The 15,481-nt window shown below is 56.7% G+C and carries 11 protein-coding genes; 7 read left to right on the top strand and 4 right to left on the bottom strand.

What is annotated here, in order from left to right; translation table 11 throughout:
- Positions 1-3 precede the first annotated feature (3 nt).
- Complete coding sequence (locus Enr10x_RS17750; protein ID WP_145450851.1) at positions 4-3,531, bottom strand: DUF1553 domain-containing protein; 3,528 nt, start codon at positions 3,529-3,531, stop codon at positions 4-6.
- A 320-nt stretch (positions 3,532-3,851) separates the two neighbouring features.
- Complete coding sequence (locus Enr10x_RS17745; protein ID WP_145450850.1) at positions 3,852-4,145, bottom strand: hypothetical protein; 294 nt, start codon at positions 4,143-4,145, stop codon at positions 3,852-3,854.
- A 216-nt stretch (positions 4,146-4,361) separates the two neighbouring features.
- Here Enr10x_RS17745 and bshB1 point away from each other — a divergent pair, with 216 nt between their 5' ends.
- Positions 4,362-5,069 carry a bacillithiol biosynthesis deacetylase BshB1 gene (bshB1, locus tag Enr10x_RS17740; RefSeq protein WP_145450849.1) on the top strand — a complete coding sequence of 236 codons (708 nt, stop codon included), beginning with the start codon at positions 4,362-4,364 and terminating at the stop codon, positions 5,067-5,069.
- A gap of 299 nt (positions 5,070-5,368) precedes the next feature.
- A complete protein-coding gene (locus Enr10x_RS17735; protein WP_145450848.1) occupies positions 5,369-6,826 on the top strand; it encodes a Gfo/Idh/MocA family protein in 1,458 nt (485 codons plus the stop codon).
- 61 nt (positions 6,827-6,887) lie between these two features.
- Here Enr10x_RS17735 and Enr10x_RS17730 read toward each other — a convergent pair whose 3' ends face one another.
- On the bottom strand, positions 6,888-8,684 hold the full coding sequence (locus tag Enr10x_RS17730; RefSeq protein ID WP_197997262.1) for a cation:proton antiporter: 1,797 nt from the start codon (positions 8,682-8,684) through the stop codon (positions 6,888-6,890).
- 233 nt (positions 8,685-8,917) lie between these two features.
- On the opposite strand from Enr10x_RS17730, the gene Enr10x_RS17725 reads away from it, so the two are divergent.
- On the top strand, positions 8,918-10,138 hold the full coding sequence (locus Enr10x_RS17725) for a homocitrate synthase/isopropylmalate synthase family protein (protein ID WP_145450846.1): 1,221 nt from the start codon (positions 8,918-8,920) through the stop codon (positions 10,136-10,138).
- 18 nt (positions 10,139-10,156) lie between these two features.
- Here the strand turns inward: Enr10x_RS17725 and Enr10x_RS17720 are convergent, their stop codons facing one another.
- Positions 10,157-10,972 (bottom strand): phosphoribosylformylglycinamidine synthase subunit PurQ, encoded by an 816-nt coding sequence (locus Enr10x_RS17720; RefSeq protein WP_145110718.1) that lies wholly within the window; start codon positions 10,970-10,972, stop codon positions 10,157-10,159.
- A 334-nt stretch (positions 10,973-11,306) separates the two neighbouring features.
- Here Enr10x_RS17720 and Enr10x_RS17715 point away from each other — a divergent pair, with 334 nt between their 5' ends.
- From Enr10x_RS17715 to Enr10x_RS17700, 4 genes are all read left to right on the top strand, one after another.
- Complete coding sequence (locus Enr10x_RS17715; RefSeq protein ID WP_145110716.1) at positions 11,307-11,666, top strand: hypothetical protein; 360 nt, start codon at positions 11,307-11,309, stop codon at positions 11,664-11,666.
- Between the two features lie 110 nt (positions 11,667-11,776).
- The gene (locus Enr10x_RS17710) at positions 11,777-12,874 is read left to right on the top strand and encodes a prenyltransferase/squalene oxidase repeat-containing protein (RefSeq protein ID WP_232093039.1); all 1,098 of its coding nucleotides are present in this window, start codon (positions 11,777-11,779) and stop codon (positions 12,872-12,874) included.
- A gap of 32 nt (positions 12,875-12,906) precedes the next feature.
- Positions 12,907-14,106 carry an NPCBM/NEW2 domain-containing protein gene (locus Enr10x_RS17705; RefSeq protein WP_145110713.1) on the top strand — a complete coding sequence of 400 codons (1,200 nt, stop codon included), beginning with the start codon at positions 12,907-12,909 and terminating at the stop codon, positions 14,104-14,106.
- 132 nt (positions 14,107-14,238) lie between these two features.
- Complete coding sequence (locus tag Enr10x_RS17700; RefSeq protein WP_145450845.1) at positions 14,239-15,447, top strand: PQQ-dependent sugar dehydrogenase; 1,209 nt, start codon at positions 14,239-14,241, stop codon at positions 15,445-15,447.
- Positions 15,448-15,481 lie beyond the last annotated feature (34 nt).

Here is a 15,481-nt window from a genome sequence, read left to right as displayed (position 1 = left end):
GGTTTATCCTTTCGTGAGAACGCCATCCATGTTCAGCAGCACGTTGGCGATCACGGTCCAGGCTGCGAGTTCTGCGGGGTTATATTCTTTGGGCAGCGGATGCAGCGGATTCTCCAGGAGCTGTTTGGCTTCCTCGGGATGGGCTGCATAGTAGGCCTTTTCAGATTCATAAAGTGCCAGCAGCGGCTGCACCTGTGCGGGTTGCGGCGGACGGAGCAGGCAGAGCTTGAGTCCATATTCGATGCGGGACTGTGGCGTGTCGCCCCCTTCATCGAACAGCCGTTTGCCCAATGCCTGCGAGATTTCGATGAAGACCGGATCGTTCATCGTGATCATCGCCTGCAGCGGCGTATTGGTGTTGATGCGACGGATCGTACAGATCTCCCGGCTGGGGGCGTCGAAGGTCGCCATCGAAGGGTAGGGGACCGTGCGCCGCCAGAAGGTATACAGACCCCGGCGGTAACGATCGGCGTCTTTGCTGGTGGCCCAGGTCCGCTGACCGTTGAACGCGGCCCGCCAGATGCCCTCGGGTTGCACCGGATAGACGGACGGCCCGCCGACCTTCTTCGTCAGCAGACCACTGACGGCCAGCGCCTGGTCGCGAATCATCTCCGCCGACAGACGGAAACGCGGCCCGCGGGAGAGCAGGCGGTTCTTGGGATCTTTCTCCAGGTGAATCGGCTGCGTGGTCGAAGCCTGCCGATAGGTGTTCGACATCACGATTGTTTTCAGCAGGGCTTTCATGTCCCAGCCGTTCTGAACGAATTCGGTTGCCAGCCAGTCCAGCAGCTCTGGATGACTGGGGAGCTCGCCCTGCGTGCCGAAGTCTTCCTCGGTGACGACGAGCCCCGCCCCAAACAGCTGCGACCAGAACCGGTTCACGGCGACTCGAGCGGTCAGTGGGTTGGCAGGATCGGTGAGCCACTTCGCGACGGCGATCCGGTTTTCGGACGTCTCTTTAGGAGCCGGGTTGAAGGCACTCAGCAGCGCCGGTTCCACCAGGTCGCCCGGCTGCAGGAAACTGCCCCGCACCATGATGTGCGTTTTTCGCTGCTTGTCAGCCGGCAGCTCTTCCATGATCGGCAGCTGCGGGAATTTCGGTTTTGACTTCTGCAGTTTGGCGATCTCGTTCCGCGTCGGTTTGAGCAGCGGGGCGATGCCGCGGTAGTAGTCGGCCAGTTTTTTCTTTTGAGCGGGCGTGCGTGCTTCCGAGAGGGAATCGACAATCGCCAGGATGTCATCGGGGACGCTGAGCCGGGGTTCGAGTTTGGCTTCTGTTGTGTATGACAGGCGGAAGTGTCCCAGCGCGTACTGGGGGTCTTTGTAATTGTGCGACAGCGTGACGATCAGTCGCTGTTTGCCCGTCGGTTTGACCGGGCTGTTATCGGGGAAGAAGTACGCGCTGTTGGCTTTGCCAAACTGTGGAGCGATGCCCCAGCCGGTTTTGTTGCCGCTCTTGGGATCCAGCGTCGCATTCACCGGGAAGCCGGACTGCGAGTGAGAAGCGAGCGCCCGTTTAATGGGAATCACACGGCGATCGGAGATGGACAGCGTGGTGCTCGGATCCGGCGCTTTGGTGACCACAGTCTGCCAGATGACATTGCGATCCTTGTCGAGCAGACTGACTTTGAAGTTTGCCAGCCGATCGCCGGAACCATCGGTGCGGTTCCAGATCTGAACGCGTTCGACAGGCGTGACTTTTTTCAGGTCGAGCTCCCACCAGGGTTTGACTTCCTGATTGGTGTGCGTGGTGGACTTCGCGTTGAAGAAGTGGCCGTCGGTGTTGCCGTCGATGGCGAGTTTTGCGGGAGCGGAATAGCCAGTACTCGACTGTGTGGCGACACCCTGTCCGGCGATGTTCCTGTCTCCCTGATAGACCTGCACCTCGGCCAGCGAGAGAAACTGTTTCTTATTCCCCTGGTGTTCGATCCGCAGGAACTGTCCCTGCGCGGGTGCGTCTTTCTGTTCCCCTTTGATCGGCTGCATTTCGACTTTGATATTTGACAGGACGAAGTTCCCGTCTTTGGCCCGCCCCGGTCCGTTCGCAGACAGGCTTTTGTCCGGCAGCACTTCGAGCCGCAGGGCTTTGAAGGCGGGTGCGTCGATTTCGGTTTCGATCGTGTAGCTTTCTTTCGCCGCGGGACCGGAAGCCAGAATCGAAGCGTCGTTCTGAATCGTAAACTTTGTGGTCTTCGCGGAGGACGTCACGCTGGTCGGCTTCAGTGTCTGCCAGTTGGGCTTCGCGTGCAGTGTTGATTCCCACTTTTGCTGTGCCGCTGCGAGTTCTGGCGTGTGTGTATTCAGTTTCTGATTCAGCGACGCGATTTCCGCTTCGATGCGTTCGGTCGTTTTGATCATCTCCGGTGTGGGAGCGGCAATCGTCGGTGCGTCGGTCGGTTGATCGTTGTCCGCGGTCTGATTGAAAATCGCGTAGAGCTGGTAGTATTCCTTCTGTGAGATCGGATCGTATTTATGCGAGTGACATTTCGCGCAACCCATGGTCAGCCCCATCCAGACCTGGATTGTCGTGTCGACGCGATCCTTGACGGCGGCGACGCGGAATTCTTCGTCGTCGGTCCCCCCTTCGGTGTTGGTCATCGTGTTGCGATGGAAGGCGGTCGCGACTTTCTGTTCGAGTGTCGGATTGGGGAGCAGGTCGCCGGCCAGCTGTTCGAGGGTAAACTGATCGAAGGGCATGTTCTGGTTGAAGGCGTTGATGACCCAGTCCCGGTAGCGCCAGATCTCCATCCGCAGGGGATCGGAGCCGTAGCCTTTCGAGTCGGCATAGCGAGCCAGGTCGAGCCACTTGCGGGCCCAGCGTTCGCCGTAGGAGGGATCGCTTAAGAACCGATCGACCAGTTTTTCATAGGCGTTGGGTGATTTGTCATTCACAAACTGATCGACTTCGGCCAGCGTGGGAGGCAGCCCCCGCAGGTCGAAGCTCAGACGACGAATCAGCGTGTAGCGGTCGGCTTCCGGGCTCGGTTTCAGCCCCGCCTGTTCCAGCTTCGCGAGGATGAAAGTGTCGATGTCATTCGCCGGCCAGTCTTTCTGTTTGACTGCGGGCAGCGCAGGTCGTTGAGGCGGAATGAAAGACCAGTGCCGGGCATAGGGGGCGCCCTGTTCGATCCAGGCTTTGATCTTCGCGATCTGGGCGTCGGTCAGTTTCTCACCCACATCGGGGGGCGGCATCACTGCGTCTTCATCGTTCGAGGTGATGCGTTTGAAGAGCTCGCTTTTCGCAGCGTCTTCGGGGACGATCGCGTGGGCGTCGCTTTCCAGCTTCATGACCGCGGAGGCGCGTTCATCCAGACGCAGGCCGGCTTCGCGGGTTTCGGGATCGGGACCGTGGCAGTGAAAGCAGTTCTTGGAGAGGATCGGCCGGATGTCCCGGTTAAAGTCGACCTCGGGTGTTTTGGCAGGCGAAGCTTTCTCGGATGATGATTTTGCAGGGGGAGCGGCACTCGTAACGTGCGCGCTGAGCAAGAGGATTCCTGCCAGAGAAACGGTTCTCAGGTAGAGATTCCACATAGGTATGCACCTTCAGGTAGGATTTGCGCTGCCGCCGTACCCGGGGATATCGTCTCAATCACTGAGAGCTGGTAGAGAGAGTGGTACAACAAACAACGCGGGTTCAGGTTTGGTGATACCAGTCCGTCAGTCTGTGTGTAGATTGACGGTAGCCGACGGTTCTGAAGCGTACGGCAGGTAAGTTAATTCACTCCAGACACGACGAAAACGCCCTGTCTGTATTAACTTAATATAATTTATGCAAAGAGCAGATGCAAGAAAAAGAATCGCTTTGCCTGAGAGGGAGACAGCGGCCCCCGGCTGCCTCCAACAGGGGTGAATCAGTCGATTCCCAGGTTCTTTTCAATGCTGCGAGCTTTGGAACTCATCACCCATTTCTGCCACCAGCGGTCTACGTCGTGTTCACGAACGCGGTCGCCGCGGGCTTCTTCCCCCACATAGCTCCACTGGTCAACTTCTTCTTCCCCACTCCAGTCGGAATCGAAGGGTTTGGGCTTGAAGGCACGCATGGTTTCATACTGCAGGTCTGAGATGGGCTTCATCACTTCTGCGCAGCCGCTGGTGAGGAAAAACACCGGCCCACAGGCGATGAACGCCAGGACAAAAGATTTCATGAGAGGATCCTCCATACAATCATCGCCGGAAGAGGACAGCGCGTGTCTTCACCGTTATGATTGATGGTCTACAATAGAAATGTGAGAATTGTAAAACGGGGCGGGAGCCCCGTTGAGAGAGAGTGCGACGAATTTTAAGGATTTCGAATTTCAAGTCTACCCTGATTTTTCCAGACCGGCTCAGAGCCGTTTGAGACTGTAATAGAAGGAGTATCCGTGGATTCCCCATTAGATGTACTGGTCGTGGCTCCGCATCCCGACGATGCCGAAATCAGCGTGGGCGGCACGATTCTGGCCTGTAAAGCCGCGGGCCAGCGTGTGGGCGTTGTTGAACTAACCAACGGTGAACCAACGCCTTACGGTAGCCCTGAGATCCGGGAAAAAGAGACCGCCGCCTCGACAGAGGTCCTGCAGCTGGACTGGCGGGAGAACCTGCAACTGCCAAACCGGAGTCTGGAATCGAGCCTGACCGCCCGCCGTCAACTGGCGGAAGTCTTTCGCGAACAGCAGCCAAAAGTGATTCTCGCCCCGTACTGGGAAGACGTGCACCCCGATCACGTGGCGGCGAGTCACCTGGTGGATGCGTCCCGGTTCTGGTCGAAGCTCAGCAAAACCGATATGTCGGGGGATCGCTACTGGCCGCCGCAGATCTATTATTTCTGGAGCATTCATCTGCGGATTCATCCCAAGGCGAGCTTCGTGTTCGATATTTCTCCTCACATCGAGCAGAAAATGCAGGCAATCCGCTGTTATGAGAGCCAGATGATCCAGGGGCGTCCGACAGAACATCCGACGGTTCTGGACGACATCAAAGACCGGGCCCGTTACTGGGGCTGGACGATTCATCGGGCCTATGGTGAACCTTTTGCCAGTCGCGAAGAGATTGGAATTCAGAGTTTTCTGCCATTATCGGCGGCGGAATGAACGTAAGGATTCCCAGTTGCGCGGAATCTCCCGTCTGGAGAATCCGCAGGAGTACCGTGAGGAAATCGCCCTGATTCCGGGCGGTTTTTCGGTTCAACCTTGAATGTTCGTACTTTCATCGGTTAGACTTTGCTAAACAGAATTTACAAATATCCCGGAATGACAGCGCCTGAACTGACTGGGGCGACACATCCAGGTCAGTTTATAAGAGTGCCCTCACGACTCTGACTGTTGTTCCACCCCGCCTGAGCGCACAGTGCCACCCTACCTTCTGACACTTAATGAGGAGAAAAAAGAAGATGTCTCAACAATCTCGTCGCGAATTTCTTGAACAATCGATGTTTGCTGCCGCCGGCGCAGCAGCTCTGAGCACTTCGATTCCTCAGCTCTCAGCAGCCGAGTCGCAGTCCAGCAGCCCCAACGAAAAACTGCGCGTTGCCCTGCTGGGTGTTAACGGTCGCGGTCAGTCTCACCTGGGTGCCTATGCCGGCCGTAAAGACACCGAGATCGTCGCCATCGTTGATCCCGATGAAAGCGTGGGGATGACCAAAGGCGTCGGTAACGTCTACAAGAAGACCAACAAAAAGCCGAAGTACTACAAAGACCTGCGGAAGGCTTTCGAAGATCAGGACATCGATGTGGTCAGCATCGCGACTCCCAACCACTGGCACGCACTGGGAGCGATCTGGGCCATTCAGGCTGGTAAAGATGTCTACTGTGAAAAGCCGGTCAGCCACAACGTCAGCGAAGGTCGCCGGATTGTGGAAGCCGCCCGTAAGCACAACAAGATTGTCCAGACCGGTACACAGTGCCGTTCACAGCCTGGTCTGATCGACGCGATCGCCTTCATCAAAGCCGGCGGTATCGGCGATGTTAAACTGGCCCGCGGTACCTGCTACAAGCGTCGTAAATCAATCGGCCCCAAGGGTAACTACGATGTGCCGGCCAGTGTCGATTACGATATCTGGCTTGGTCCGGCACCGATGGCACCCCTGACCCGTCAGCGGTTCCACTACGACTGGCACTGGCAGACCCCGACCGGTAACGGCGACCTGGGTAACCAGGGGATCCACCAGATGGATATCGCCCGCTGGGGACTGGGCGTCGATGACATCGGCGAAAGCGTACAGGCTTACGGCGGTCGTCTGGGATATGTTGATGCCGGCGATGTCGCCAATACTCAGGTCAGCATCCATGAGTACGGCGACAAGCGTCTGGTCTTCGAAGTCCGTGGCCTGGAAACCGAAGCTTACAAGGGTTCTAAAGTCGGCGTGATCTTCTACGGTACCGACGGATACCTCGTGATTCCGAGCTACAACAGTGCTACGGCCTTCAACAACGACGGCAAAATGATCAAGAAGTTCTCCGGATCGGCTGATCACTTTGCGAACTTCATCGATGCCGTCCGCAGCCGCAAGATCAGCGATCTGAACGCGGACATCAACGAAGGTCACCTCTCCAGTGCTCTGTGTCACCTGGGTAACATTTCCTACGAACTCGGCGAGAAGATGCCGGTCAAAGAACTGGCTGCTGAGCTCAGTGGAGATACCGAAGCTCTGGAAACGCTGAGCCGCTTCCGTCAGCACCTGGGCGACAACAAGCTCAGCACTGATGATACGATCGTCAGCATGGGTCCCAAACTGACCATCGACAGCAAGGCAGAAACCTTCACCGGTAGCAGGTCTTCTGAAGCCAATCCGAAACTGACTCGTGAATACCGTAAGCCATTCGTGGTTCCTACGACGGCTAACCTGTAAGAGTCTGTTTCGAACGGAAACGATTTGAGAAGGCCCCCTTCACAGCGAAGGGGGCCTTTTTTTATTCGTGCTCTGCCGATGTGTCGGGCTTCGATTTCTGGGAAGCTCGCAACTGTTGCAGCAGTGGGGATTCCAGAATGTGTTTCGCCAGACACTCGCCCACATGCTCCTCTTCGTCCACAACCACATCCGCGCCCGCAGCCAGGAGCTGCCAGTGATGTAGATGATAACGGCAGCGGACATACAGGGCTGTCGAGGGAGCCAGCTGACGCACCAGGAATATGATCTGTCGACAGACGGTCGGGCTGGGCAGGGTTGTGATGACGAGGCGCGAACGATAGAGGCCTGCATGTTCCAGTACCTCGATCTGGGTCGCATCCCCCAATTGAGAGCGGAGCCCGTACTGTTCCGCCATCTGCAGGTTTTCATGATTCAGATCGATCACCACGATTTTTTTCAGGCCCACCTGCAACAGTTCGCCTGCCACCCGCTGACCGGCGGGCCCAAACCCCAGTATGAGGATCAGATCATCATCGGTTTCCCGGCGGGAGTTCAGATCTGCTGCTGGAGCGTCTGTTGTCAGTGGTTCATTTTCGGCCGGTCGTTTCCCACCCAGGCGGCGGAGCAGGTTCGCTGCGATGGGAGCCAACTGAATCAGGTAGGGGGTCAGCAGCAGCGTGGCTATCGTGGATGAGATGATCAGGCGAAACGTTGATTCAGAGAGGATTCCCGGTGCCCCGGCGGTTCCCCGGGCGACCGTCGCCAGTACAAATGAGAATTCCCCGACCTGAGAGAGGCAGAGACCAGTTCCCAAAGCAAACTGCCAGGGCTGACCACAGAACCAGGTGGCACCAAACGTGATCAGCAGTTTTCCCGCAACGATCGCGGCCACAACCGCCAGTACGATTCCCAGGTGACCGATGACCCAGTTGAGATCTCCAAACATGCCGACCGCAGCAAAGAACAGGGTGACCAGCACCGTTTTCAGCGGCTGGACGTCCGCGCGAATCTGCGTTGCGAATGGGGAGATCGCCAGCAGCACGCCGGCGACGAATGCCCCCAGCGCGGGGCTGAGTCCCAGGCGATGGGCGGCCCAGGCAGACCCCGCGGCCATCACCATGGCCAGCAGAATGGGGAAGTCGCGGTTGCGCCTCAGTGAAGAGAGTTCCAGCAGCCGGGGCAGCACGAAATTGAACAGGCCATAAAAGACAGCCACGAAGACAATCGCCAGCAGCAGTGAGACCGACAGCTGAATGGCGATCTCACCGGCCGAACCTTTCCCGACCAGCGCGGTGATGATCAGCATCAGCGGGATGACCGCCATGTCCTGCACCAGCAGAATCCCCAGCGCGGTTCGACCGTGAGGAGCATCGAGTTCGGCCCGGTCATTGAGCATGCGAACCACACAGGCGGTACTGCTCAACGCAATCATGGCACCTATGGCCAGGGACTCTGAGACAGAGAAGCCCAGGAGCAGCGAGACGACGAGTCCCCCCAGCAGGGTGAGGATGATCTGCAGAATGCCGGCCAGCAGTGGAATCCGGCCCAGCCGTCGCAGCCGCGGAAGGGAAAATTCCAGGCCAATGGCAAACAGCAGCAAAGCAACCCCCAGTTCAGCGAGATCAAAGATACTCTGTCGGTCTGAGACCCAGCCCAGCAGGTTCGGTCCTACGAGAGTTCCCGCGGCGATGTAACCCAGGATGGCGCTCTGTCGGAGCTGTTCGGCGAGGGTACCGAGGACGATGGCCGCTGCCAGCAGAATTAAAATGTCTGCCAGCGAATGCCACATGCTCCCTTCTGTGACGGCCAGTAAGTTATAAAAGTGAGCGGAATGTACTCCGAAATCGAATGCAGTCATCGTTGTCAAATCCTGTTTGGCGGGCAAAAGCAAGAGGATCATATACGAGTCGTAGCAGGGGGGAAAGATCTGAATGGAATGATCTGACTGGCTCGAAGCAACGTTGCTCCGAACACGAGAATGTACTTGAAAACGAGTGAATGTTTCTGAAAAGAGTGTCAGATCGGCGGAGGCTGGCTATAATCGTGTTCCAGTCGGGATCACGCTTTCAGGTTTTGTACGGATACGAATGCATGTTTCAGTTTTTCTCTGGTGCGAAAAAACAGGTCAAAAATCAAGTCAAGCGGGCGGTGATCCGGCATCACCGTCGTTCGGGGGCGGTCCTGTTCAGCGATACGACGCTGCGTGACGGCGAGCAGATGCCCGGCGCCACGCTCGACCCGGCGGAAAAACTAGAGATCGCCAAAGCCCTGGAAGCGGCGGGCGTGCATTCACTGGATGCGGGTTTTCCCGCTTCGTCCCAAGCCGACATCGAAGCAATTCAGAGCATGGTCGGTGTCATTAAAAAGCCGGTGCTGACGGCACTGTGTCGCACACTGCCCGGTGACATCGACGCGGCCGATGAGGCACTGGCGGGTAACCCGCCTCACAAACGGGGTGTGAGTCTGTTCTGTGGCACCAGTCCACTGCACCGTCAGTTCAAGCTCGAAAAAAATAAAACCGAAGTACTCAAGCTGATTGTCGACAGTATTCAGTACGCCGCCGAAAAGTTTGACATCGTCGCGTTCAGCCCTGAAGACGCGAGTCGGACCGAAGTCGATTTCCTGTGTGAAGTTTACCGGGAAGCGATCGCTGCGGGCGCGACGACCATCGGGTTTCCGGATACGGTGGGCATCCTCACTCCGTACAAGGCACAGGATCTGATCTGCCAGATTCAGGATCAGGTGCCTGGGATTGAAAATGTGTTGCTGGCGGTCCACTTTCATAATGATCTGGGACTGGCCGTTGCTAATACGCTGGCCTGCATTGACGCCGGGGCAAACGTCGTGCAGTGCACCGTGAACGGCATCGGGGAGCGGGCCGGCAATGCCGCACTGGAAGAGGTCGCGATGGCTCTGCATCTGCACCAGGATGAATATGAGCGGCCGCACAAACTGGATGTCTCCCAACTCGCGCCGTTGTGCAGTCTGGTTTCAGAGTTGACCGGGATTGCTCTGTCGCCCATGAAGCCGATCGGCGGCAGTAACATTTTTGCGACCGAAGCGGGCATTCATCAGGATGGGCTGCTGAAAAATCCGGATACGTATTTGCCTTACCGTCCGGAGACGGTTGGTGCTGAAGGGGTCAAGCTCGTGCTCGGGCGTCACAGCGGCCGCAAGGCGATTCTGCATCGACTGCACGAGCTGGGCCGGGAACCGAATGAGCAGATCGTGCAGCGGGTCCTGCAGGCGATCAAGGAACTCCCCAAAGGGGAACTGGTCGACGACGACCTGCTGCTGAAGCTGTCGAGCTGATGAGAACCGAGTGACAGATCAGGCGAAGTAATTTACCGCGTTGCGGAACAGCTTGATCCCTTCGCCTTCCCCTTCGAGTCCCAGTCGCGTCCACTGCGGGTGCTGTGTGGCGAACAGGTAGCGTTCGGGGTGGGGCATCAGTCCCAGGACCCGACCTGAAGGATCCCCGAGGGCGGCGATGTTATAAGCCGAACCGTTTGGATTGACCGGATAGGGCAGGATCTCTTCCTGCAGCACCGTCTCAGCTTCCCCGGTTTCGCGGTAACACATGGCGATCTGCTGGTTGGCTTGCCAGTTTTCGATGACCGAGGGATCGCTGACCGCGATACGGCCTTCGGCGTGAGCGATGGGCAGCTCGATCTGATCGATGTCTTTCAGGAAGACGTTCTCTTTGGCAAGCACGCCCAGGTTGACCCAGAGTGAAGTGTATTTGCCATTGTCATTCCAGGTCAGCGTGGCATCGCGGGGCTGATCTGCCTTGGGGGGCCAGCTGGCGGCACCACCGGGCAGAATCCCTGACTTGAGCAGCACCTGAAAACCGTTGCAGATTCCCAGAACCAGTTTGTCAGCAGCCAGGAAATTGCCGATGACTTCACCCAGTTGTCCCTGCAGATGGCTGGCGAAAATGATGCCCGCGCCGACGTCATCTCCGTAGCTGAATCCGCCCGGCAGGCAGAGGATCTGATAATCATTCAACTGCGCCGGGTTTTCCAGCAGTTTGAGCAGATGGATGCGGGTGGACTCGGCTCCACAGAGATCAAAGGCATGTGCCGTTTCGATATCGCAATTCGTTCCAGGGGCGCGTAACACGCAGACTTTGGGAGAAGTTGACATGGGAGCAGAGTAAATCCTTTGTTTCGATAGCATTTCCTGGGGAAGACGAAAATGGTTTCCACTACAGAGGATGCTAAAGCCAAAACCGGTTTTCTGCCAGCGTCAGGAGCGGGTTAGCCTCTGAAAAACCGGGTTTTCCTCTGATTCATCCATCGGAGGCTCGTTATGTCGCTGTAAATCATTTTATTTTAATGGCTTATGAGTTCTAGAATCGTCGGGAAACCGGAGAAATCCCTCTATTCGCTTCGGGGGGCATCTGTTATAGTTCCTCGCCTGTTCTGGAGCCTCTTCGTTCCGAAGGGGACAGCCCTGTTTTTCCATAGTCTGCCTGTTCATGAATTCCTGTTTTCGTCTGCTCGTGATCGTGTTACTGACACCTGTCTGTGCAGGTTGCATTAACTCCACGAATACGCGGATTCCCCGGCTGTTTCCGGGACGTCAGACGATGAACCGCAGCGAGAAAATGGAAGAAAAGAAGATGCTCGAGCTGGAAGACCCGCTCCCCTCCAGTTCCCTGGGGCCAGAAGTGACCCGGCCCCCTGATTTCAGTCGGCAACGGACCGAATCGCGGCTGGCGATCGAGCAGTCGTTGATCAGCCGGCCCCATGTGCAGCCGCAGCCGGGCGAAGCCGTACATCCCATTCCCCGGCTGTCAGGCCGAAACTCGAAATATCCGGAAGTGATTCAACGCTGATCTTATAGATCGGAGTGCTTTTTCACGGCTTCTGCTTTTCATTACCCCTCGATCCCGTACAATGCAGATGTGTCGACTCCGATTTCACTCTGTTCAGGGTAAGTGCTGATTTGCGATACCTGCGATTTTCAACCGGACTCCATTGTCGTCTCCCGGTCTCGATCCGTGGTGTGCTGGCGGTGTTACTGCTGCTGCTCTCCGGTCAGACGGTGCCTGTGCAGGCGCAACAGGAAGTCAATCGTTCGATCGATGCGCAGGGCAAGCGGTATTATACAACCCCCGCGCGACAGGCGGTCCAACGCGGCCTGCAGTATCTGGCTGAGCGTCAGCATCCGGACGGCTCGTTTGGTTCCGGTTCTACCTTTAAAAACAATGTGGCGGTGACGGCGCTGTGCGGCATGGCATTCCTGGGTGACGGCAATACGCCGGGACGGGGAAAATATGGAGTGCAGGTGCAGAAGGCGGTCGATTTCATTCTGGCGTCCTGTAAACCCTCAGGTTATATCATCTCCCCCGACAGCATTTCTCATGGCCCGATGTACGGTCACGGTTTTGCCACCCTGTTCCTCGCGGAGGTCTATGGGATGACGCGTCGCAAAGATGTGCGCGTCAAACTCGAAAAGGCGGTGGAACTGATCGTCAAATCGCAGAACTCCAAGGGGGGCTGGCGGTATACGCCGGAGAGTAAGGATGCGGACCTTTCGGTGACCGTCTGTCAGATCATGGCGCTCCGCGCGGCACGCAACTGCGGGATCTTCATTTCCAAGGAAGTGATCGACCGTTGTATCGATTATGTTAAAAAGAGCCAGAACCCCGATGGCGGATTCCGCTATCAGCTCGTCCGGCAGGCGGAGAGTGAATTTCCCCGCTCGGCGGCTGGCGTCGTCGCCCTCTACAGTGCCGGGATCTATGAAGGTCAGGAAATCGAAAACGGACTGACCTACCTGATGGGGCGGCTGCCCAACCAGCGTTATTTCCGTGGCAGTCATTATTATTACGGTCAGTATTACGCCGTCCAGGCGATGTGGCAGGCGGGGCAGCAATACTGGGATGTCTGGTATACCGCGATCCGGGAAGAACTCGTGGCTGGCCAGATGTCAGGCGGCAGCTGGCGACCCGACAGTTCGAACTGCGTGGAATACAGTACGGCGATGTCCTGTATCGTACTGCAGATTCCCCGGAATAATATCCCCATTTTTCAGCGTTGAACCGATTAGTTCGCCTCCCCAAAGGATGCCTGATGCGATTGTCCGTTGCTCTCTGCCTGATCCTGCTGTTTGGTTCTGTTTCAGAACGTCTGCAGGCCGACACACTGCGGACAGCCAGCGGTAAGAATCTCACCGGCGATCTGATTCAGATCGAACAGAATCTGTTCAAGCTGCAGAAGAAAGCGGGAATCGAGGTGATCCCTGCGGCAGAGACGATCCGTGTGCAGCTGGATTCTGTCGATGCGCTGCCTGCGAGGGGGGGACTACTGATCCTGGCAAACGGGGACCGGCTCCATGCAGAGATTCTGCGAGCGGCTGAGGAAGCCCTGGTGATCCGTCTGACTGCCTGTCCTGCACTGGATGAATTGAAGGTGCCGCTGGAAACGGTCAAAGCAGCCTACTTTCGCTGGCCAACAGCGACACCTGCGAAAGCGCGGCTGATTCGTCACCTGGAACAGACAGTGAAAAATTCGGACCTGTTCTATCTCAAAAATGGCGATTACCTCGAGGGGGAGTTTCTGGGTTTTGATACGAAGGGATTCCAGTTCGATTCGGCGGCCGGCGAAACGACGGTACCCCGTGACGGCATCGCCTATTTCTACTTCAACCCGGAACTGATCAACTTTCCGCAACCCGATCAGCTCCGCTATCAACTGCAACTGACCGACGGCTCCCGAGTGACCGTTTCCACACTCACCCTCGATCCGAAAGAATTCCGGGCCAGAACATTGTTCGGGGCAGAGATTCACTGCGAGCGGAATCGCCTGGCTGCGGTGATCCCCCTCGGAGGGCGCGTGGTTCCGCTGGCGCAACTGGATCCGGCGGAATATCAATATACGCCTTACCTCTCAGGGCAGTGGAAGTGGCACCGCAATCGGAACGTGCTCTCCGGTCCGCTCATTTCAGGTGGGCAGGAATTTGATTCGGGACTGGGGATGCACAGTGCGGCGGAACTGCGTTATCCACTGGCGGGCGAGTACGCAGCCTTCGAGACGCAGGTCGGTCTGGACGATACGGTCGGAGAACGGGCTGCGGTGGAAGTACAGATCGAGGTCGATGGGAAGCCGGTCTTTCAGCGCGAGTTCGTTCGCAATGAGAGGCAGGTCTTCAACGTGCCCCGCATCAATCTGACCGGCGCACAGCAACTGGTGCTCAAAGTCAATTTCGGCAAAAATGCGGATTTTGAAGATCACCTTAACTGGTGCCGCCCGGTTCTGATCAAGAAACCCTGATTTCGTTTTCTCACTCTCGCCGGAAAGTCGACCGGGCAGAGTGGCGTCGGCGGTCTGATTTTTCTATTCTGGTGGTCTTCCAAGCGCGTCGATCCTTCCCGTTTCATCACCCGCATGACAAAGAGACTCCTTATGAAGAAAACGATTACCTCACTCGCGTTGCTGCTGGTCCTGGCTGTCTGTCCGCAGCTCTCTGCTGAAGAAAAAGTGAACACCTCTCCGGCACCCGTCAAACTGGTCAAGGTTTTTCCTTACCTGCAGATTGACCGCCCGATTGTGATCACGCATGCCAATGACGGTTCGAACCGCCTGTTCATCGCTTCCCAGAAGGGAAAGATCTATGTCGTACCCAATACGCCCGAAGACGAAGATCTCGAAGAAGGGAAACTCTTCCTGGATATTTCCGATCGGGTGATTTATCTCGACAAGAAAAACGAAATGGGTCTGCTGGGGCTGACGTTTCACCCGGATTTCAAAAACAACGGCGAGTTCTTCGTTTACTACAGCTCACCAGAGACTCCCAATGCGACATCCGTCGTTTCCCGGTTCCGTGTTTCCAAGGATGATCCCGGTAAAGCTCTGGCTGATTCCGAAGAAATTCTGATGAAAGTCGAACAGCCGGCCTGGAATCATAACGGCGGGACGATTGTCTTCGGCCCCGATGGTATGCTGTATGTCACCTTTGGTGATGGTGGTGCAGGCGGAGATGCCTTCCACAACGGTCAGAATCTCTCCTCCGTGCTCGGCTCGATCTGCCGGATTGACGTCGATCACAAATCGCCCGGCCTGAACTACGCGATTCCCAAAGACAACCCGTTTGAAGATGGTAAAAAGCCGACGTTCGCGACCATCCGCAAGGAGATCTGGGCCTACGGTTTTCGTAACCCCTGGCGGATCGCCTTCGATGACAAGACCGGCAAGCTGTGGGCCGGCGATGTCGGGCAGGGGGTCTGGGAAGAGATCGACATTGTTGTCAAAGGGGGCAACTATGGCTGGTCGGTCCGCGAAGGGAAACATCCTTTCGGTCCCAACGGTGTCGAACCCCGGAAACACCTGATCGAACCGATCTGGGAATACGATCACCAGGTCGGCAAGTCAATCACCGGCGGTTCGGTCTATCGTGGTAAAGCGATTCCCGCGATTCAGGGGATGTATATTTACGGCGATTATGTCTCCGGGAAATTCTGGGCACTCAAGTATGACGACGCGAGCAAAAAAGTGGTCGCCAACCATGTGATTGAAAGCCCGAGCATTCCCGTGATGACCTTCGGCACCGATCAAAATGGGGAAATGTTCCTGACTTCATCCTTCAGCGAAATCTATATGCTGAAAGCGAAGTAATTCATCCGCGACCCGCAAACGGTGTCGACAGGAA

This window comes from Gimesia panareensis, assembly GCF_007748155.1.
In the GTDB taxonomy this organism is placed as follows: Bacteria; Planctomycetota; Planctomycetia; order Planctomycetales; family Planctomycetaceae; genus Gimesia; species Gimesia panareensis.
The sequence above is the reverse complement of the archived record's forward strand: the minus strand, read 5'-3'. Positions and strand labels throughout refer to the sequence as shown.

Coding starts and splice junctions, on each gene's coding strand:
- Enr10x_RS17750 (WP_145450851.1), bottom strand. CDS start 3,531: ATGTGGAATCTCTACCTGAGAACCGTTTCTCTGGCAGGAATCCTCTTG.
- Enr10x_RS17745 (WP_145450850.1), bottom strand. CDS start 4,145: ATGAAATCTTTTGTCCTGGCGTTCATCGCCTGTGGGCCGGTGTTTTTC.
- Enr10x_RS17735 (WP_145450848.1), top strand. CDS start 5,369: ATGTCTCAACAATCTCGTCGCGAATTTCTTGAACAATCGATGTTTGCT.
- Enr10x_RS17730 (WP_197997262.1), bottom strand. CDS start 8,684: ATGACTGCATTCGATTTCGGAGTACATTCCGCTCACTTTTATAACTTA.
- Enr10x_RS17725 (WP_145450846.1), top strand. CDS start 8,918: ATGTTTCAGTTTTTCTCTGGTGCGAAAAAACAGGTCAAAAATCAAGTC.
- Enr10x_RS17720 (WP_145110718.1), bottom strand. CDS start 10,972: ATGTCAACTTCTCCCAAAGTCTGCGTGTTACGCGCCCCTGGAACGAAT.
- Enr10x_RS17715 (WP_145110716.1), top strand. CDS start 11,307: ATGAATTCCTGTTTTCGTCTGCTCGTGATCGTGTTACTGACACCTGTC.
- Enr10x_RS17705 (WP_145110713.1), top strand. CDS start 12,907: ATGCGATTGTCCGTTGCTCTCTGCCTGATCCTGCTGTTTGGTTCTGTT.
- Enr10x_RS17700 (WP_145450845.1), top strand. CDS start 14,239: ATGAAGAAAACGATTACCTCACTCGCGTTGCTGCTGGTCCTGGCTGTC.